We start from the raw sequence: 19,006 nt of genomic DNA, 5'->3' as shown, positions 1-19,006 counted from the left end.
AAGGAAACAGCCAATAAAAGCAGTCATTGTCCGGCCTGTCTATGCCACTCCATGCCGCCACATGTTTTATCATTGTCCCTTAAGAATTGTCGCCTGGATTTTCCGAATGACGTCGCCCCTGCTGATGACCCCCACGACTTTTTGCTCGCTGTCAACGACAGGGAGTTTTTTGAAATGATGCTTTGCAAGCAGCTTGACAGCTGCATCCATATCATCTTCCGGAGTAACCGTGACAAGATTTTTGGTTTTGGAAATCGAAAGAATGTTGGCGCTGGCCGTATCCTCTATCCTTTTTTCCACATTTACTTCATCCAAGTAATCCAAGTACATCATGAAATAATAAATCATCCTGTCGATAGGTTGAATCGCCCGTAAGATATCGCCGTCGGTTACCATTCCCAGCAGCTTCCCATCCTCGCTGCAAACCGGGACGCCCCCAATTTTCTTTTCGACAAATACAGTCATGACTTCTGCGAGTGTCATATCAGGACTCACTGAAATCACATTTTCAATCATGAAATCCTTCACTTTCATGGCAAGTACACCGGCTTTCTGAATAGTTGAACGTTAAGTAAAGTATTTCAATTTTAAGTGTAAAAGTCAAACAAGCCATCTAGGAACGGCTGTCAAAATTATACGAAACACCGGTCATGTTTTCGGACATATCCCACAGCTTAAGAGCTGTTTCCTCTTGAAAAAGCGAATTGATAACTCCCTCTATCCGCGGATAGCCTTTATGTGCCTTTTTGCCGTCTGGGCCGATATATTCCCCACCTTCCAGGGAAGATTCAGTGGCTGCATACAGTGTTGGAAGAGCACCCATTTCAGCTGTTTGCAGGAAATAGTTTGATAGAAAAACAACGAATTTATTTGCAGGTTTTCCAGAGTTTCGTGACGAAAGGTTCGTGTTTGAAATTCCCGGATGGCAGACAATGCTTTTCACATCGATTCCGTTTTCCTTAAACCGGTTATTCAATTCCCTGCCAAACAGCATATTTGCCAGCTTGCTCTGGCCATAAAACTTAAATGCCCTGTAGCCTTTTGACCCGTCCAGATTGTCAAAGTCAATAGTAGCTTTGTGCGCAGCAAGGCTGCTGACTGTGATAACTCTTGAACCAGGTGTGGCCTTCAGTTTGTCCAATAGCAGTCCAGTCAGCGCAAAATGGCCAAGATGGTTGTTTCCGAATTGGGATTCAAATCCATTCTTTGTTTTACTTAACGGCGGGATCATGATCCCTGCATTGTTAATCAGGATATCGAGTTTTGGGTAACGTGAATTGAATTCAAGCGCGAACTGCCGGACAGACGCCAGATCGCTTAAATCGATTTTCAATATTCCGATGGATGCATCTGGATAAGCGGACTTTATTTTTTTGATGGCTGCCTCGCCTTTCTCAATGTTTCGAATGGCGAGGATAACCTCTGCCCCCTTTTCGGCAAGAACCTTGGCAGCTTCAAATCCAATCCCGCTGTTCCCCCCTGTAATAACGGCCACTTTCCCAGTTTGGTCGGGGATATTATTTTTGGTCCAACTCATTGCTTCACTTCCTTTAGAACTTTTCTTTAAGTATAGAGAAACATGGATAGGAAGCACAGTATGAGGTGTTCATTTAATTCTTAAAACTTTCTTAAATATGTGTTTCCCGATCTGCTTGACCTAAAGTGCGAAATCAATAGAAAAAGGCCCTGGTCATGGGCCCGCGCTGTAATGGAAAAAAGATAATAGCGTTATTTATGTATGCTGGCTTGGGTTGTTGACGCATTTTTCCTTTTTGCAAAAACATTCGCTGATGCCAGGCTGTGCAAAGCCATGCCAATCATAACAAGGAAAATTCCTGTCCAGGAAAGAGCCGACGGAAGTGGTGCGGCAAGGAACAGGATTTCTCCTGCAAGCGCGAAAAGGATTTCAACCGATTGTGTTGCCTCAACCGCGGCCATTTTCTTCATATTCCCGCTGACAAGGTCAGTAGCCATAAAAAATAATATCGTGGCAATTACACCTGAGGTTAAAGCGACAGCCGCTGACTGTGTGATTTGCCCGCCTGAAGGCAAATCCTGTGTCGCCATTCCGTAAAGAGAAAGAATAATCCAAAACGGCAAGCTAGCCAAAGTCATACCAAGCACACGCTGAAACGTATCAATCCTTCCACCCGTCAGCTCCATCATTTTTCGATTCCCTAATGGGTAGGCAAAAGATGCTAGAATGACCGGGATAATTCCCATCATGATATCGTTTCGGGAAAGGCCCTCTGCATTTTCAACTTGCAGCAGTGCTATACCGATAAGGATGACGACCGACATCGACAGACCCCTGAAAGGTATTTTCCCTCTTGAAATCATCCCTCCATTAGTTTCTAAAAACAAAGGCGCAAGCAGCGATCCAGAAATGATCGTAACCGACCATGTTCCAGCAATCAGCCAGCCCGGCGAGTAAGCAGCAGCCAGGCATATCGGTGCATAAAACAGGCCGAAACCTACTGTGCTCCATATGAGCCAGGAAAATGGATGTCTCCTCATTTCAAACCAAAGCGGCTGAAGGTTTTTTCTCCAGGCCACCAGGGCTAGCAGGAGAGGAACCATAAAGAAATAACGAAGGGATGCGCTCCAAATCCAGTGGCCTCCTGACATTTCCATTGAACGGTTTAAGATGAAGGTAAATGCGAAAAAGAAGGCAGAAGCAATTCCGAGTATAATTGGCTTCATTCCTATCCTCCCTATTTAATCGGCTTCTCTAACGCATATAGGTCTTCTTCAATTAGAAGGGCTCGATCCATGACAGTTCTTCTCGCTTGGGCAACTCCCTCATTAAAATAGTGGGGTCCAAGCTTCTCCTTGAAAAACTCAAGAAGCTCTTCTGCTTCCAGGTTACCAAGCTTTTCATCACGTTTTTGTAAAAAGAAACGCTGAATGTCATAAATAAGTTGTTCTTTTTGCTCTTTTGTAAAATTAAGCAGCAACTTTTTCATCCTCTCTTTATCCCACTGCCCCTCAAGGGTCCAGTTTTTAGGTGATTCATCAATCCAACAGTGGAAAAACAGACTCCTCCGATCGCTGGAAAATTGGATTTTATGTAAATCAGTTAATTCTGCACAAAAACTGAAATTCCTCTTTTCGCGAAAAGCTTCTATCAGTTCTTAGTGATTTTTTGGCCAGAATTCCAGGATAAAATTACATATAGCCTGTCTAAGATTTCAATCACAAAGTCCCAAATGAAAAAAGGCCGGACCTCTAGCGGCGCCGGCCTAGTCTTTAAGCTGATTGTTTATGGAATAGCCCCATTACTTCGACTGTTTTTGTAATATTCACGAAAGCCTGCGGGTCCACCTTCATAATTAGCGATTTAACTTCTGCCAGTTCATATCGAGTAATCACCGTCATCAGTATATTCCGCTGCTGATTGGAATATCCGCCCATCCCATCGAGGACGGTGAGTCCCCTGTAGACATTTTCGACTAGCTGCTCCCGCATCTCATCCCCTTTTGTAGTAATAATCATTAAGGTAAGTTTTACATGGTGGGTGTAAACTGCATCGATGACTTTCCCGGTTACAAAAATCGAAATTAGTGTATTAAGGGCTGTGTCCCAGTCAAAAAGAAAGCCGCTGATCACAATAATGACGCCGTTCATTGCTGATAGCAGGGTCCCAATCGGGAAATCTTTCTTTCTTGCGACAAGCATAGCAACAATATCAAGACCACCGGATGATGCAGATTGGCGAAGAATTACACCGATTCCCAATCCTACGATTGCACCACCGAAAATGGAAGCTAAAATACTGTTGTTAGCAAATTCATATACTGGTATGACATAAAGGCCTAAAGAAATAACAACGACAGAAATGATCGTGTTGAAAATAAATTTTCTGCCAAGTTTTTTGTAACCGAGGACAAGCAATGGAAAATTGAGTAAAAAATTTGCAAGCCCCGTATCGACAGGGGTCAGCATACCGAAAATCATAGAGACACCGCTCAAGCCGCTTGATAGCACTTCATGCGGAATTAAGAACAAATTAAAGGCAGCTGCAATGATGATGGAACCAGCAACGATAGCAAGTAGCTGCATCTTTAAACCCCCTCAACTGAAACATTCTTTTTATACAATAACAGTTGGGTGCAGGAGAAGTAAATTTGATAGTTAATTTGTATAATTAAAATAAATTTGGCAAAAGAAAAACAACCGCATATAGCGGTTGCAACTAGTTTTATTAACCGAGATTTTCCACCATGGCCAACATGATGATTAAACCGATAATAAATGAATATGTTGGAAAACGGACACTTTCCCCTTCCTGGCTTTCGGGGATAAGCTCTTTATAAATTATGAAGAGCATTGCTCCCGCTGCAATACTGAGGCCGAATGGGACGAGACCGCCAATTTTCGTTGCAAGGCCGTATCCAATCAGCGATGAAAGAAATTCAACAAATCCAGTGCCTGTTGCAATCAGTACTGCCCACCATTTCGTAATGTTCTCTTTTAGCAAATAAAGTGCTACCAGGAATCCTTCCGGCGCGTTTTGAAGTCCAATCGCGATGCAATCAAACCGCCGAGTGAAGCGTTGTCCGAGCCATAGCTGACCCCGACTGACAAACCTTCAGGAATGTTATGGACAGTCATTGCACATAAAACAACAAATGTACTTTTTGAAATGCTGATATTGAGCCGTGTCTGATCAATATCTATTTTGCAAAAAAATTGATCGAGCAGGTTTAACAAAAATGTTCCTGCAAGAAGCCCGATACCAAGAACCCATAAGTTTGATGTTTTTAAAGCTTCGGGAATCAGGCTGAATGCCGAAGCGGCAAGCATAATTCCGGAAGCCAGTGCCAGTAGATTATACCTGAACTTACTTGAAATACTTTTGACAAAAATGATAGGCAGAGCTCCGACTCCCGTCGCTAATGCTGAAATAAGACTACCAATAAAGACACTCTCCATACTATCCTCCGGCTGATGACTTAACTATTGTTCGTTACTTACTACCCAAGTGCCGGCAGGTCTAATCATTGGTAAATTCTTCTCTCCTTCTGGATAAAAACTCAATTGTTTCCCCTGATGGCCCCTCAAAGAAAACTGTTTCCCAGCCGTTTTCAAGCTTAAAGGGGCCTTCCGTAGGCATGAAACCCCATCCGCTCATCCTGTCTATGAAGGCTTTAAGGTCTGGAGTTTCAAAACAAAAATGAGTTTGGCTCGAGTCATTCCTTTCTTCTGAAATCTCACAAAGTTCAGAGGTAAATCCCTCCAAATCCAAGAAAAGGACTTCTGTTCCTTCAAATAGAACCTTTTCCTTTATCACGAATCCCAATTTATTTACATAAAAATCCGCAGTTTCTGTTAGGTTGTTAGTCTCAATTGCGAAGTGATGAAATTTTATCATATTGATCCCCTCATAGGATTAAATTCATGTCACCAAATTCGTGCCAGAGATATTTTTTCTCAACGGCTTCCAAATAAGCAGAACAGAGAAACTCTTTTTTTATAAAAGCAGATAGCATAGCTAAATGGCTTGCCTCTGGTTCATGAAGGCCGGTAATGATTCCATCGGCGACTTTCAATTGATAGCCAGGATGAATAAACAAATTCGTCCAGCAGGAAAGGCAAGAGGTTTCAATAGCCGTCTCTAGTGCCCGGACAACGGTTGTTCCGACTGCAATGACCTTATTCCCGGCAAGCTTTGCTGCGGAAATTTCAACCCAAGCCTGATCCGGAATGACATATTCCTCTTTGTTCGAGGAAGGGTGATGGTCAAATCGATCATCCAAAAAGTAGCTCAAGCCGGTATGAAGCTGGATATATACGATTTTGACACCTTTTTTTTGAAGCTTGAACAGCAGCTCCCAACTAAAAGCTCTGCCTGCAGATGGCATTTCTACCGAGCCAGGCTGTGAAGCGAAGACTGTCTGATAATAATCCAAATCCCATGGGTTTTGAATATACTCATACCGAACTGGTTCACCAAGTGAGTAGATTTCATCGAATAAATCAATGCCAGATTTAGAAAAATGTAATGTCGACAAGGGCATATCGGGAATTTCCACAATGGCTGAAAGATTGTTCGAAAAAACAATCCTTTCGCCGGTTAAAACTAGTCCTTTACTAACTAAAGCATCCCATCGATCGGAGTCGACCCTTCTCGCCAGTCTTACTTCCACTTCTTTCCCATCCTCAGATCTTCCCCTAAGAATTGCAGGTATTGTCCTGGAGCTGTTAAGAACCAGCACATCCCCCTTGTTCAGATAGTTTGCGAGATTGTAAAAATGGTCATGTTCTGTATGGCCAGTTTCCTTTGACAAAACCATCATCCTGACATGGTCTCTCCGGATACCGCGCCTTTCGGGAGGAGCTGAGGCATTTAAGGATTCCGGCAAATGAAAGCTCATGCTTCCTGTTATCATGCTTAAACCCTCCCTTCGTTAAATTCGCGGGCTGAAATGCGCTTGCCGGTTACTTCATTTGCTGCTTCAGATGCAAGGTAAAGGAAGACTGGAACAACATCGTCAGGGTTTAAGAGCTCATAATCACAATCGGGCACAGCAAGCCTGTGCATCTCAGTATCCATTTCACCGGGGTCAACCATATTTACACGAATTCCAGTTTCACTTAGCTCATCAGCCCATGTTTCAGTCAGACCTTCAACTGCGAATTTCGAAATTCCATAGGCACCCCAGCCTGCATAACCTACGTTTCCTGCTTCTGAGGTCACATTGATGATGCTTCCCTTGGCGTGCTGCAGCATTGCAGGCAGCACTCTTCTTGTTACCAGGAAGGTACTCATCGTATTGATTCTGATGACGTCTGCGAAATCCTCCTCAGGAAAATCAAGCAGCAATGGAATCGGACTCGGCCCAAGGATTGAAGCGTTGTTAATAAGTACATCAATTTTTCCAAATCGCTGCTCAGTCAATGCTACGAACCGCTCAACATCCCGGGAGTTAGAAATGTCGGCCCTGATTGCCAACACATCCGGAGAACCTGCTTTCTCAGCTTCCCTTTTAACGTTAAAAAGATCTTCTTCATTTCGGGCGCAGATTGAGAGCCTTGCCCCCTGTCTTGCAAAGGCAATTGCCAGTGAACGTCCCAATCCCCTTGATGCACCAGTAATCATTACTACCTTTTTATTCCTCATATTTTTAGTCCCCTTTCATCATGTCATCTAAGTTTTTTCCTTACTGTTATCATAGAAAAAGAAGCATTTTTCATCGTCGTAAAGAAGCTTGAGTTTTTCTACAACTTTAGTCTGAAAAAATAAAAAATAAAGGATTGTCAAATCAAGGAGGATTTTCGGATAATATGGCGAATCTTTTCTTTAGAATCAATGTTAGGGGGAAGACGGAATGGATAAGATTACCCATATTGCGTTTATTCTTTACCACTCATCTGAGGATCCTGACGTACGTTCGAATGCGATTGATTTATTAAATGGAGAAACATCACTGCATGCACTAAAGAAAAACCTTGCTTTGCTTCATCTGGTTAATACGGCTGAAACTATGGCGAAAAAGCAGCCATCTGACAAAGAAGAGCTCCAGCGCTTTGTTGAAGAACATCTTCTTGTTGAAGCGTAATCCACTCCCGTTATCGGGAGTTTTTTTATTTTGTAACACGACTAAAGGGTATACGAATTTTTAACAGGGTTTCTCAAAGTGGAAATGGTGGTATAATGAAAGACTTCCATTCTTTTGCAGCTATCCTTCGTTGCTCTTTTTCAAAAAAATGAATGATTCTTTTATTTCTGGAATACGATGTGTATATCGGAGGTTTAAGGTGGCTGAAAAGTTGGTATTAAGAGATTGAAAGTTATACTAATATAACATTGAAAGGATTGAAACATATGGTACAGGTAAATGTTAAAGTAGAATACCTGGGCCGCAAGTACATGACGAACGTGATCACGAATCCGCAGGCTAGTGATGAAGAAATCATGGAACTTGCGCTCGAGCAAGTCAAAAAACAGTGGAGATTATAAAATGGCGATAACCCTAGGGGACGCAAACTTACGATAGACGGAGAATTCCCGCTTTTGCAGAAAAATCGGAAATGCTCCGTCTATTTATTTAATCCAGGTCGTAACCAGTCATGGAATCCATATGGCTTGCAATCATGGCAATAATCGTACTCGCTTCCTCTTTTGTAAAAATAAAATTGGTTTCATCCTTAACCAACTCATCATCTTCTGTCCAAAGCCGGTTTATACGGCGAAGTACTCCATCACCGGTTTCTGGTACAACTCCAAATTGATACGTCACTTCTACTTCGTCTTCTTTTAAAAAGGCCGTTACCTCAGGGGTTTCCCATTCAACGTCGATTTCTTCATAAACATCATCATCTGAATAAGCAATGACAGTCATATCATCATCAATTAACTCAATCTCCTCAATAAGATCATCATCATCTAGGATATCAGTATAGTCATCCATATCCTCTCCATCCATGTATTCGTGAAAGCTTTCATGGACAGCATCAATGATATTATCTATGTCAGGCAGGATGGTCCTTGCCGGCTGTTCAAGTTCCGTATCAATCGTTTCTATATAGAACTCTTCATTGTGCGGGTCGAAGAAAAGCGTACAAAAATAATCGCGGCCATCGGTATCGCACTCTTCCTCTGTTTCCACAAAAAACTCGATTCTTGGGTGCCTGGAGCCCCGTTCAATGGCCATCTGGCCGGCCTGGTCATATTTTTCACAAATTGATTCCAAGTGGTCCTGCAGTTCAGCACTGACACGGTCAAACCATTCCATTGACATACTCATTCTTCCCTTCTTTTGGTTTCCTGATTAGTATGCCTCTTTTGTGTTCAAATTTGGCTTGGCACTTTTTTGCAAAAAACATCCAAGTTACCCGAATCCAGAGCGAAGTTATAGTTCTCGAGAAATTCTTCGGGTATAGAATGAAGAATACTGGAGAAAAATGACCATGGGCAAAGATTTAAGGACAAAATGAAGTATCGGTAATGTGAATATGTCCTTGAGCACGGATTTCAAGGACAAAACCCCATGTCTAGAATGTGAAAATGTCCTTGAACTAGAGATTTAAGGACAATGAATAGTTCATGGAATGCCAAAATGACCTTGAAATTGAACTTCAAGGTCATTTTAATAACGGCAATGATTTAATTAATTTTGAATTGAAGCAATTAACGCCTGCTCTGTAGTGTAATCGTACTCTGCAACAATTGTTTGAATAATGTCGCTTACAGGAAGGATACTCTCTATCTCCCCTACCCTTGCTCCAGCGAATACGAGTCCCATATCGACATCGCCATTCAGGGAACGTACGAGTGAGTCCATTGTACAAAAACGGTATGAGCAATTTTTCAGGCAGTCCTCGCACTTAGCCACCTTATATTTACCGTTATCTTTTATAATGTCGGTGAATGTATTTCTAATTGCCCTTCCTTGAAGGCCGACTGTGGTTTTTACAAGCATTAGATCTTCTTTTTTGGCATCGACGTATTTCTGCTTGAAGGCGAGAGGTGCATCACATTCTTCGCTTGCAACGAAACGGGTGCCCATTTGTACCCCGGAAGCACCCATCTGGATCGCTTTTGCAATATCCGCTCCTGTCAGGATTCCTCCTGCAGCAATAACAGGGATTTTCACTGCATCAACCACTTCTGGCAAAATATCAAACATTGGCCTGTCCGTCCCTAGATGCCCGCCTGCCTCGCAACCTTCAACGACGATTGCTGATGCACCGAGCCGTTCGGAGAGTTTAGCAAGTTTGGCAGTGGAGACGATTGAAAGGACTGGGATGCCTGCTTCCCTTCCCCATGCGTACATATCCCTGGAAATGCCAGCGCCTGAAATGATGAAGTCAACCTTTTCTTCAATTGCTGCCTTCATTTTTGCAGCAAAATCGTTCATCGCAAACAGAACGTTCACGCCTATGTATCCTTTTTCATCAGACAGCTCGCGTGCCTTGCGGATATGGTAACGCAACTCGTCAGTGGGTATGCCAGTTCCGGATATAATTCCAATACCGCCTGCCCGCGCAACTGCGGAAGCAAGGCCGCTCAAGGATATTCCTACACCCATTCCGCCTTGGATAATCGGGTACTTTGGTGTCATGTGGCCAATTGTTAATTGTGGAAGTATCAAATTGGTTCCTCTTTTCTTTTGGCTGTTTTCGCAAACTTTGTTGCTATTAGAAAGGACAAAGGTTTACTATCCTGTAGTTGATTGGAGCAGAAGGTGCGAGCTCGTTCGAAAATGCAAAAAAACGCATTTTCTCCTGCGGTGCTTTTTCAGGAAGATTATTCAACGTCCTGCGGGAGCAGCGGGACAGGTGAGACCCCACAGTCGCTTTAGCGACGAGGAGAAAGAAATGCGAAGGCGACTGCCCAGCTCCGACAAGCGCTGCAGGGCCTGAAGCGGAAGTCGTTCTTTGACTTCAGCTGAAGGACCGAAGCGACCTCGAGGAGCTAGGAGCCGCAGCTAGACAGGCTCACCGCCCGCCCCGCGGAAAGCGAGCATCCTGGAGTGGAAATCAACTACTACTAAAAACAACAATCTTTTAGAAAACAGCCTTTCTTTTTCTTAATACTTCCTATTGTATACAGGTATAGACAAAAAATCCGTGATATTTATCACCAGGTACTAATAACTGATAATATTTTTTTGCTGGTCCATGCTGGTATTCAAGGTTGATATTACCAGTATAAAAAAGGGGTTTAATTGTTTAAGGGTATTCATCACGAGGTAAATAGATAATGCAAGACCAAAACAAAACAGGAGGGACTGGTTCAAAATGCAATATGCAGGAGAAACAGCGACTCAAAGGTTAGTTCTTGGGCTTGCAAGTGGTGAAGGGACATTTGCAGAGCTGTCGAAAGGCACGCTCGTCTATAATCGATATATTTAATATCGATTCGACCCCGTGCAAATCGTTACCCTAGCTGCTTTGGAAGCAAGACCAAAAGCAAAACAGGAGGGACTGGTTCAAATTGCAATATGCAAGAGAAACAGCGACTCAAAGGTTAGTTCTTGGGCTTGCAAGTGGTGAAGGGACATTTGCAGAGCTGTCGAAAGGCACGCTCGTCTATAATCGATATATTTAATATCGATTCGACCCCGTGCAAATCGTTACCCTAGCTGCTTTGGAAGCAAGACCAAAAGCAAAACAGGAGGGACTGGTTCAAATTGCAATATGCAAGAGAAACAGCGACTCAAAGGTTAGTTCTTGGGCTTGCAAGTGGTGAAGGGACATTTGCAGAGCTGTCGAAAGGCACGCTCGTCTATAATCGATATATTTAATATCGATTCGACCCCGTGCAAATCGTTACCCTAGCTGCTTTGGAAGCAAGACCAAAAGCAAAACAGGAGGGACTGGTTCAAATTGCAATATGCAAGAGAAACAGCGACTCAAAGGTTAGTTCTTGGGCTTGCAAGTGGTGAAGGGACATTTGCAGAGCTGTCGAAAGGCACGCTCGTCTATAATCGATATATTTAATATCGACTCGACCTCGTGCAAATCGTTACCTTAGCTGATTGATGTAAGTCTTGGTCCTAAGTTTTTGGGACAAAGCAAACGGTTCTGTTGTAAACAGAATCAGAAGAAAGGTGCAGACCAATCGGTTTGCACCTTTTTTCGTGAAATACGAACAGTGCCTGGCACTGTTCGTATTTTTTTCGATTTACCTGGCCATCGGCGCAGGAGAACCCTTCCCCTTCCCCTCTGCCACTGGTAGGAAGTAGGATAGGTTATTAGTGATGGGCCCTCCTGCGCGGAACCCGATTGCAGCGGGCTTGCCTCCTATTAGGAAACATCCGGTCAGAATATGCCCATCCTGCTCGCCTTTTTCAGATTGGAAACGCATTTTAGGAAGTTCCGCAAATTCCTGGTAGAGAGAAACGTACTCAGAATAAGAGGTTTGCTCATCGGCCAGCTCGAGACTGCCGCCGGCTGAAAAGATTTCAACTGTATCTCCCTCTCTGCCGAACACAGGTTTCTTGACGAATTTTTTTCCCTGTTCAAGAAAAGGATCCGGTTCAAGGTATGACGGAAGAAAAAACTCGTCAATCCAGCCATGTTCTTGTTCTGTATAAAATGGGTTTCCTTCCATATGGAGGTTCCAGATAATCGCCAACACAGCTTTATTTTGTAAAAGAAAGGCTGATACGGGGTTAACGATGGCCAATTTGCCTTCTGCGACGAGTTCTAGCAGCCAGATACCGATTGGATTTCCTTGTTCATCCTGATCCTTCACCATATTCTCAATCGGATAGGTTTGCCGGTATAGGACATCAATTTTGATGCCATGGCTGTCGAACAATCCTTCCCCCTGCTCGATTGAAAGCTGATCCAGTGGCACGAATTTTGAGGGAACGCCGGAAATTTCCTTTAAATAGATGCTCGTTTCCCGATCTTCAATATTCTCTCCATGAGCTGTAAAAATGATATACGGATGACTAACCGAAACAGAGGCAGCGGCAGCGTGGACGCTTTTCCTGACTGCATCGGCAAGTACTCCTTCCAGACTGTAATTCGGGTTTTCCATTCCAAATTCAGCACACAGCCTTCCATTGACAGAGAAGCATTCCTTTATAAATGTAGGTGTGTCTGAATTGATTTCAAGCACCTTTATGCCAGAAGGAGTCAACGCCAGGTCAAGGCGCGCGATGGTTGTTTCAAAGAGAGCAGGCTTCTGTCCCAAGTAAGGAATCGTTTCGGCAGGGTAGCCCATTTCGGCAAGGCTCCCTTCATCAAGGTTCCGTAGCAATTCGTTTGTTTTAAAAAGAATATGGCCGATTTTGCCGCTGGCATCCCTGATTGCCTGGAATTCTGCACCCTCCAGAACCGCAATATCAAAAAGCGCATACTCTTCCCCATATAAATCAGGCCAAAAACCGGAAATACCCCTGTAAAATGCTTTTCTTTTTTCATGATAAAAAGAGGATGTCATGCCACATCCTCCTCCAATGGTTTTACATAAATTACGTATACGCCCCGGTCTTCATCAATTTCGGTCGAGGTCCGCTCCATCTGTCCTTGCCCGGGAACATCTACAATATCCTTCAGCAAATACCTGATGATTTCAAAATGGGTATTGACCGCGAGCAGGACGATTTTTTTGTAATTTTCGCGCTCATCATGGCTTCGAAACTCGATATAAAGCCCTCTTCCATGGAAGTTCTCCTCATCCATTGCCGGAAAATTCTTTCCGATTTCCTTTAAAACAAGGATGTCTTCGTCCCCTTCCATCTCATTTGCGAGCAGCTCGTACTGTGTTCCCCTCATAATAAAATACGTACAAAGCTGGCGGGCGTAAAATTCATCAATTTCCACTTCAGGAGCCTCGTACTCATAGAACGGCTTGTACGTACCGTTTCCCTGGTCAATATAATAGATTAGTTTTTTTAGCATCGCACACCTCTTAGTAAGAGAGACATCTAGCAACTATCCAGCCTATTGAGACTGAAAGTGAAAGCAACATAATTCCAACAGCACGGTTGTCCTCTTCAATAGCCTTGCTTATCGAATAACGAATGGTAATCAGTTCGGCAAGATTAAATGCTGCTATTTGCGCAAGAATCCCGATTGTTCCCCAAATCGCCATATCAACGAGTGAAACAGAATATTCCGCAGCGGCACCGAGGACAAATGCCAACCCTATAATTTTTCCCCCGAGCGACAGTGCGGCTGTCAGGTTTTTCTGGCTGATCAGGCTAAATTCCTTAATTTTTGGCGTACTCCATACAAATAATAAAATACCTGCGGTGAGGAGCGCCAATCCCACACCAAGATACGCAAAGAAATTTGCATACAATTCCATCAACAGTTCTCCCTTCAGCAATTAACCGCCGGTATTTGTTGTACCCCTCCCAAAACCAGGGCTTCCGTTACGCACCGAATCGCCTGTACCGGCTTTGCCTTTGAAACTCGGGCTATTCCGGTAATTCATGAACTCCCTGTTTTTATAAAGAGCCGACTTATTGGAGAAGAACATTCCGGCGAAAAACAAATGTCCGAAATAGCTTGAGTTCCGGTCCTTGCACTCCCAGACGCCGTCATCTTCATCCCAATCCCACTGCTTGCAATTCGTGTTTTCAGGCATTGGCGGGATGTCGCCTGATTGCCCAGCCGAGGACTCCCATTCATTCTGCCCGGATGTGCTGCAGCCGACAAGTCCAAGAGCCAGGGCCGTTGAGGAAACGGCTGCCATCAGCTTTGTTGTTTTCTTCATGTTATCCCCTCGTTTTTATGGTTAGGTTGTTTCTTGTTGTACGAATCGGTGTAAAAAAAGGTTTCAAATGCCAATGTTTTTATGCCAATGAACAAAGACATTTTTATTCATACACCCAAAAGCTTTATTCTGGCTTTTGTGAACTTTCCACCTTAGTATAGACCGATTCTGGAACTTTTTCCATTAACGGGCTGACTCCATCCGTACAGAATAGGAGAAGCTTGTGCATCGCACGTGTGCAGGCTGTGTAAAATAGCTTCCGTTCTCGTTCATGCCTGTATTGAGAGGCATCAAACATGATGACTGCATCAAACTCGATGCCTTTTGCCAAATAGGCTGGGATGACAAGGATACCTGGTTCAAACGATACGGTCCCTTTTTCAATCAGTCTTACCTGGATTGATTTCAGGAGCGAATAGGCTTCCATACTTTCCTTGGCAGTTCGGCAAATGACTGCAATGGTGCGGTGGCCTTCCTGCTGCAGCCCTTTGATCGTCGAAAGAATAGCTTCGCGAAGCTGTCCGTTTCCAGTGAGAAGTGTGACCACCGGCTTCTCTCCCTCTCTGGCAAACGCTTCAATGTCCTGGCCATCTTCAAGCAGTTCACTAGTAAACTCAACTATTTCCTTTGTTGACCTGTAGGTGCGGTTCAACGTAATTCGTTCAATTCCTTCCTCTTCAAGGTCTTCAGTCATGACAGTCAACGAGCCAGTTGCTCCGGAAAATATCGCCTGATTGAAGTCACCGAGGAGAGTCATTTTGCTGTAAGGAAACAGCATATTTAAAAATTCAAATTGAAAAGGTGTATAATCCTGTGCCTCATCAATGAAAATATGTTTTACACCAGTTCCGGACGCTCTTCCCTCTAAAAGATCCTGCAGATACACAAATGGAGCAGCATCTTCCCACTGAATACAGCCATCATCGAGTTTTCTCAATGTCTGCTTGCAAATTTGAGTCCATTCGGCCGGAAGTGTCCCATCCGAAATTTGTGAACGGAACAGTTGTTTATAGTTTGCCATTCTGTCAATAAACCGGAGTTTTTTTACTCCATTAAATAAGGGCTTGAATTTGTTCTTTACGACCATTTCAGCAAGCAGCTTTTGTTCGCGGTCAAAATCATCAAACGTATTTTCCTGGTATTGCTTTTTCTCCTCAAGCTTCTTGAATGCTTCGATATAATCCTCTTTTTCAAGGAACTGGATTTGTTCCTCGACCCAAGGCTTCCCTTGCTCAACTTTCATTTCTTTCCTTAATTGCTTGAACAACCAATCCCTGACCTGCTGGATTCGGTTTGGTATGGATATGTCCCTGGGAAGCGAGTAAAAGAAGCTGCCTATTTCGCCCCTGGAGACGAGAACTCTTTTTCTGAAGCGGATATCCTTAAAAGCGATACCGCCTTGCGAAAGCTTTTCTGAATAGTGATCTATTTGTTGTTTAAACTTGAGTCCTGATTTATATCGGATTCCGGCGACCCTAGCTTTGTACTCGGGGCTATCTTCATTAGATAGAAGATATTCCATTTGGTCAAAAGAATCCTCCAGCTTATAAGCCGATCCAATTCGGTGATTAAGATACTCCATAAACGTTGCCTGGCGCATATTCTCCTCGCCTAGTTCAGGAAGAACTGTGGCAACATAACTATTAAAAAGCGGATTCGGCGAGAATAGCATAATGTTTTCCGATGAAAGCGTCCCTCTATACCGATAAAGGAGATAGGCAACCCGTTGTAGCGCAGCGGACGTTTTGCCGCTTCCTGCCACTCCCTGTACGATCAGGTACCGGCTCTTTTCATTGCGGATGATTTTGTTCTGGTCACTCTGGATGGTGGCGACAATGCTTTTCATCTGAGTGCTTGCCTGGTTTCCTAAAACTTCCTGCAGCATTTCGTCCCCAATTGTAACACCGGTATCAAACATGCCGGTGATTTTTCCGCCCCTGATCAAATACTGGCGCTTGAGTTCCAGCTCGCCAGTAATCATTCCTTCTGGTGTCTCATAGACTGCTGGGCCAGGCGAATAGTCATAGTATACGCTTGAAATGGGTGCGCGCCAGTCATAGATGAGGAAGTTTTCTTTTTGCTCGTCCATTAAGGATGCAATGCCTATGTATATTTTATCCGAATGGCTCTCGCCTGCCTCGTGGAAATCTATCCTGCCAAAATACGGTGAATAGCGAAGCCGCTCAAGGATCCTCATTTGGCGGGTCATTTGGCCTCTTGTCCGTTCGCGCTCTCCGAGAAGTTCAGCTTGCTGCCGGAGGCTCGCAGCGGTTTCATTTATATCATCAGGATCGTCGAGATTGACCGTAACATCTTCCCAGAACGTTTGCCTTAGGGAAAGGACTTCTTCTCCTACCTGGCCACTTTCTTTAACAATCTTTTCTTTCTGGGAGTTTATTTCCTTTATGACTTCATTAACCCGTTTTTGTTCTGTTTGTAATTCTTTATCCATCCCGATCACTCCAATTGTTCTAGAGATGTGTAATCATTTCCAATTTAATACCGGATTATCATCGTACCACAACAACCCAGGCTAACCAACTAAAAACATAGTACTTTTCACATAGTATTAGTATATGAACTTTGCCTGCTTTTTTACCATGGCTCCTTAACGAATAACCTCCATCAAATTAATTTACCCATTCTTGAAGAGAACAATCTTGTACTCTCTTAAATTTTAATCTCTCACTGAAACTTTCGAGAGGCTAAAAAACTTTTCGACTTTTTTCGACAAAACTCTAAATATACTAGTCGTTAAGTCCTAGCTGTGGAAACGGATTATTGCCAAAAATATTCTATTTAGACTGATAATAGTACTAATATTCAGAATTTTATAGCCAAAACTCTTATAGACCCTCATTTTAATATAGGTAAAAAGCCGCGTTGTTGAATAACAAATTATTCTGATATATTCAAACTATCAAAATTATAGGAGTGGTGTTCTTGTTAAAGGTTCTTTCTAAAACCGGTTTAGTGCTGGCGCTTGCTGGAAGTATCGGACTGGCAGGTTTACAGCCTGCAGGTGATGCTCCTGCTGCCAAAGCAAAACCTACATATGACTTAAGTCTCGCCCAATATGTTGGCGCATCCCCGGAATTGGCGGATAGGGCAAAAAAAGAAGGTTTTGATATTTCAAAGGCTGATCCGGCCGAAAAAATCGCCAATCAAGGTACAAAGTTCCAGAAGCCTGGCAATAACCATGTTGCTTACAAAGAAGCAACTGGGGACATTCCAGTTCTAGCGATTCTTGCAAAATATCCAGATGGCGATGAGCCGGTTGGCGATATGCCTGGACAAGTACCAGCTCATTATTTTGAAGACTTAATTTTTGGTGACGAATACAACCCGTATGAGCTGGAGCAGTTCAAGCAATATGATGGTCCGGATGTACCAAAGAACCGCACGATGCAAAACGCATATAAAGAGGCTTCCTATGGAAAAACAAACCTTGTCCGCTATGAGGATACTGAATTCGTCTGGGTTGAAATGCCAAAAGGCGCTTCCTACTACCTTGACCAGGAAGGAAAATATGCGGAAAACGGTAAATATGTTTTGGGCAATGCCAATGGTGATGCTAAAACAGGTGAATTTATTCGAGACCTTTTAAAGGCTGCAGACGAGCAGGTTGACTTCTCGAAGTATGCCGTTGATGGCGAAGTGCCAAACATATTTGTTGTCCATGAAGGAACGGGTGCCGAATTCAGCCGTGACCCGGCACAGTGGTGGTCACATAAGTGGAATCTGCTAAGTGCACTTTACTATGGCAAATACTATGAAACTGGATATGTCGATGCTGATAAAAACCGTGATGGTGTTGTCTCTAACGCTGAATGGTCGGAATGGGCGGCTGACATTGAAGATGATTTAACGTATGACGGAGTAACGGTCAACGCTTACAACATTCAGCCAGGTATTGGCGGAAACGTTGCGGGTTATGACGCAGCAACAAACAGTTATAAGGAAGATCTGAAAACAGGTCCATTCCCTGCTCAAACTGGTGTGTACGCTCACGAATTCGGTCATGCTCTTGGCTTGCCTGACTTCTATGACACGGTTTACTCGTCTGAAGGTGTAGGTAACTACTCGATGATGGCAGGCGGTTCCTGGATGCGTTATCCGGATGCAGCTCCATATGCGGGTAACTCGCCTACTCACTTTGATCCATTCTCAAAAATCTTCCTTGGCTGGGCAAATCCAATTGAAGTGAAGCCAGAAGATGGAGTTCATGAAATTACTCTTCCATCCGTTGATAAAGCTGATGCGGATAACGGGATTGTGAAAATGGAAGTTCCAGGCTCAAACGGCACGGAATACTTCCTATTTGAAAATGTTCAGCAAAGTGGCTTCAACCAGGGCTTGATCCGCCAAGGTAAAGATTCTCATGGCCTACTTGCATGGCATGTTGACGAAAATGTCATCAGCCTTTACCAGACTGCAGGCTTCCGTCCGAACAACGTTGAAAACTGGATGAACAAGCGCTTCCAGTATAACCAGTACCAAACTGCTTCGAACGGCACAAAAGTAACTCACTATGGCCTATCTGTCCTTCAGGCTGATGGTAAATACGATTTGGAACGCAACAAGAATCGCGGCGATGCAGGTGACTTCTTCAAGACAGGTTCAAAAATTACTCCTGTTTCAGGAAATGTCCACACAGGTTCCTACTATTTCTGGAAGGGCCAAAATGCTACACCAGCTGATTCTGGAATTCATGTTACAGACATTAAAGAAAACGCGGATGGTTCAATTACCGCCAAGTTTTTCTATAACTCTGACAGCTCAAAAAAATAGTAAACTGGCAGAACCGGGTTCCCTCAAGTGGAA

The 19,006-nt window shown here is 43.6% G+C and carries 18 protein-coding genes and 1 pseudogene; 3 read left to right on the top strand and 16 right to left on the bottom strand.

The genetic code is table 11. The features are described from left to right. Window positions 1–69: 69 nt before the first annotated feature. From A8F94_RS01650 to A8F94_RS01610, 9 genes and pseudogenes are all read right to left on the bottom strand, one after another. Entirely contained in the window at window positions 70–534 is a 465-nt protein-coding gene (locus A8F94_RS01650) for a CBS domain-containing protein (protein ID WP_066194555.1), read from the bottom strand. Between the two features lie 79 nt (window positions 535–613). Next, the gene (locus A8F94_RS01645; protein WP_066194551.1) at window positions 614–1,537 is read right to left on the bottom strand and encodes an oxidoreductase; all 924 of its coding nucleotides are present in this window, start codon (window positions 1,535–1,537) and stop codon (window positions 614–616) included. Between the two features lie 191 nt (window positions 1,538–1,728). Further along, the gene (locus A8F94_RS01640; RefSeq protein WP_066194548.1) at window positions 1,729–2,703 is read right to left on the bottom strand and encodes a DMT family transporter; all 975 of its coding nucleotides are present in this window, start codon (window positions 2,701–2,703) and stop codon (window positions 1,729–1,731) included. Window positions 2,704–2,714: 11 nt separating this feature from the next. Continuing rightward, entirely contained in the window at window positions 2,715–2,966 is a 252-nt protein-coding gene (locus A8F94_RS01635; RefSeq protein ID WP_066194546.1) for a DUF2164 domain-containing protein, read from the bottom strand. Window positions 2,967–3,249: 283 nt separating this feature from the next. Then, on the bottom strand, window positions 3,250–4,062 hold the full coding sequence (locus A8F94_RS01630) for a YitT family protein (protein WP_066194544.1): 813 nt from the start codon (window positions 4,060–4,062) through the stop codon (window positions 3,250–3,252). Window positions 4,063–4,204: 142 nt separating this feature from the next. After that, window positions 4,205–4,935 (bottom strand): annotated as a pseudogene (locus tag A8F94_RS01625) (ZIP family metal transporter). 61 nt (window positions 4,936–4,996) lie between these two features. Beyond that, window positions 4,997–5,374, bottom strand: a complete 378-nt coding sequence (locus A8F94_RS01620) for a VOC family protein (protein ID WP_077247514.1) — start codon at window positions 5,372–5,374, stop codon at window positions 4,997–4,999. 10 nt (window positions 5,375–5,384) lie between these two features. Further along, window positions 5,385–6,392 carry an S-adenosylmethionine:tRNA ribosyltransferase-isomerase gene (locus A8F94_RS01615; RefSeq protein WP_066194541.1) on the bottom strand — a complete coding sequence of 336 codons (1,008 nt, stop codon included), beginning with the start codon at window positions 6,390–6,392 and terminating at the stop codon, window positions 5,385–5,387. A 2-nt stretch (window positions 6,393–6,394) separates the two neighbouring features. Then, window positions 6,395–7,123: an SDR family NAD(P)-dependent oxidoreductase gene (locus A8F94_RS01610; protein WP_066194538.1), complete on the bottom strand. Its 729-nt coding sequence runs from the start codon at window positions 7,121–7,123 to the stop codon at window positions 6,395–6,397. Window positions 7,124–7,331: 208 nt separating this feature from the next. Here A8F94_RS01610 and A8F94_RS01605 point away from each other — a divergent pair, with 208 nt between their 5' ends. Then, window positions 7,332–7,562, top strand: coding sequence for a hypothetical protein (locus tag A8F94_RS01605; protein WP_066194534.1), 231 nt, complete (start codon window positions 7,332–7,334; stop codon window positions 7,560–7,562). 266 nt (window positions 7,563–7,828) lie between these two features. Next, window positions 7,829–7,963, top strand: coding sequence for a BA3454 family stress response protein (locus A8F94_RS25300; protein ID WP_139070003.1), 135 nt, complete (start codon window positions 7,829–7,831; stop codon window positions 7,961–7,963). An 88-nt stretch (window positions 7,964–8,051) separates the two neighbouring features. On the opposite strand, the gene A8F94_RS01600 is transcribed toward A8F94_RS25300, so the two are convergent. The 7 genes from A8F94_RS01600 to helD form a co-directional block, all read right to left on the bottom strand. Next, entirely contained in the window at window positions 8,052–8,744 is a 693-nt protein-coding gene (locus tag A8F94_RS01600) for a hypothetical protein (protein ID WP_066194532.1), read from the bottom strand. Window positions 8,745–9,113: 369 nt separating this feature from the next. Continuing rightward, window positions 9,114–10,067 carry an NAD(P)H-dependent flavin oxidoreductase gene (locus tag A8F94_RS01595; protein ID WP_066197161.1) on the bottom strand — a complete coding sequence of 318 codons (954 nt, stop codon included), beginning with the start codon at window positions 10,065–10,067 and terminating at the stop codon, window positions 9,114–9,116. Between the two features lie 1,565 nt (window positions 10,068–11,632). Continuing rightward, on the bottom strand, window positions 11,633–12,901 hold the full coding sequence (locus A8F94_RS01590; protein ID WP_066194529.1) for a glutathionylspermidine synthase family protein: 1,269 nt from the start codon (window positions 12,899–12,901) through the stop codon (window positions 11,633–11,635). After that, window positions 12,898–13,362: an RNA helicase gene (locus A8F94_RS01585; RefSeq protein WP_066194526.1), complete on the bottom strand. Its 465-nt coding sequence runs from the start codon at window positions 13,360–13,362 to the stop codon at window positions 12,898–12,900. The genes A8F94_RS01590 and A8F94_RS01585 overlap by 4 nt, the downstream gene beginning before the upstream one ends. Before the next feature lie 10 nt (window positions 13,363–13,372). Continuing rightward, the gene (locus A8F94_RS01580) at window positions 13,373–13,771 is read right to left on the bottom strand and encodes a DUF350 domain-containing protein (RefSeq protein ID WP_066194524.1); all 399 of its coding nucleotides are present in this window, start codon (window positions 13,769–13,771) and stop codon (window positions 13,373–13,375) included. Between the two features lie 21 nt (window positions 13,772–13,792). After that, window positions 13,793–14,182, bottom strand: coding sequence for a hypothetical protein (locus A8F94_RS01575; RefSeq protein ID WP_066194521.1), 390 nt, complete (start codon window positions 14,180–14,182; stop codon window positions 13,793–13,795). 124 nt (window positions 14,183–14,306) lie between these two features. Then, entirely contained in the window at window positions 14,307–16,634 is a 2,328-nt protein-coding gene (gene helD, locus A8F94_RS01570) for an RNA polymerase recycling motor HelD (protein WP_066194519.1), read from the bottom strand. Between the two features lie 491 nt (window positions 16,635–17,125). Between helD and A8F94_RS01565 the strand changes: the two genes are divergently transcribed. Next, window positions 17,126–18,973: a M6 family metalloprotease domain-containing protein gene (locus tag A8F94_RS01565; protein ID WP_066194515.1), complete on the top strand. Its 1,848-nt coding sequence runs from the start codon at window positions 17,126–17,128 to the stop codon at window positions 18,971–18,973. The last annotated feature ends 33 nt before the right edge of the window (window positions 18,974–19,006 follow it).

Origin of the sequence: Bacillus sp. FJAT-27225, from assembly GCF_001685025.1 — a bacterium.
Classification (GTDB): Bacteria; Bacillota; Bacilli; order Bacillales; family Cytobacillaceae; genus Bacillus_D.
Note: the sequence above shows the minus strand (reverse complement) of the source record. Positions and strands in the feature narration are given on the sequence as shown.

Excerpts from the sequence above, each read along its gene's own strand:
- A8F94_RS01650 (WP_066194555.1), bottom strand. The coding sequence starts at position 534 with ATGAAAGTGAAGGATTTCATGATTGAAAATGTGATTTCAGTGAGTCCT.
- A8F94_RS01645 (WP_066194551.1), bottom strand. The coding sequence starts at position 1,537 with ATGAGTTGGACCAAAAATAATATCCCCGACCAAACTGGGAAAGTGGCC.
- A8F94_RS01640 (WP_066194548.1), bottom strand. The coding sequence starts at position 2,703 with ATGAAGCCAATTATACTCGGAATTGCTTCTGCCTTCTTTTTCGCATTT.
- A8F94_RS01635 (WP_066194546.1), bottom strand. The coding sequence starts at position 2,966 with ATGAAAAAGTTGCTGCTTAATTTTACAAAAGAGCAAAAAGAACAACTT.
- A8F94_RS01630 (WP_066194544.1), bottom strand. The coding sequence starts at position 4,062 with ATGCAGCTACTTGCTATCGTTGCTGGTTCCATCATCATTGCAGCTGCC.
- A8F94_RS01620 (WP_077247514.1), bottom strand. The coding sequence starts at position 5,374 with ATGATAAAATTTCATCACTTCGCAATTGAGACTAACAACCTAACAGAA.
- A8F94_RS01615 (WP_066194541.1), bottom strand. The coding sequence starts at position 6,392 with ATGATAACAGGAAGCATGAGCTTTCATTTGCCGGAATCCTTAAATGCC.
- A8F94_RS01610 (WP_066194538.1), bottom strand. The coding sequence starts at position 7,123 with ATGAGGAATAAAAAGGTAGTAATGATTACTGGTGCATCAAGGGGATTG.
- A8F94_RS01605 (WP_066194534.1), top strand. The coding sequence starts at position 7,332 with ATGGATAAGATTACCCATATTGCGTTTATTCTTTACCACTCATCTGAG.
- A8F94_RS25300 (WP_139070003.1), top strand. The coding sequence starts at position 7,829 with ATGGTACAGGTAAATGTTAAAGTAGAATACCTGGGCCGCAAGTACATG.
- A8F94_RS01600 (WP_066194532.1), bottom strand. The coding sequence starts at position 8,744 with ATGTCAATGGAATGGTTTGACCGTGTCAGTGCTGAACTGCAGGACCAC.
- A8F94_RS01595 (WP_066197161.1), bottom strand. The coding sequence starts at position 10,067 with ATGACACCAAAGTACCCGATTATCCAAGGCGGAATGGGTGTAGGAATA.
- A8F94_RS01590 (WP_066194529.1), bottom strand. The coding sequence starts at position 12,901 with ATGACATCCTCTTTTTATCATGAAAAAAGAAAAGCATTTTACAGGGGT.
- A8F94_RS01585 (WP_066194526.1), bottom strand. The coding sequence starts at position 13,362 with ATGCTAAAAAAACTAATCTATTATATTGACCAGGGAAACGGTACGTAC.
- A8F94_RS01580 (WP_066194524.1), bottom strand. The coding sequence starts at position 13,771 with ATGGAATTGTATGCAAATTTCTTTGCGTATCTTGGTGTGGGATTGGCG.
- A8F94_RS01575 (WP_066194521.1), bottom strand. The coding sequence starts at position 14,182 with ATGAAGAAAACAACAAAGCTGATGGCAGCCGTTTCCTCAACGGCCCTG.
- helD (WP_066194519.1), bottom strand. The coding sequence starts at position 16,634 with ATGGATAAAGAATTACAAACAGAACAAAAACGGGTTAATGAAGTCATA.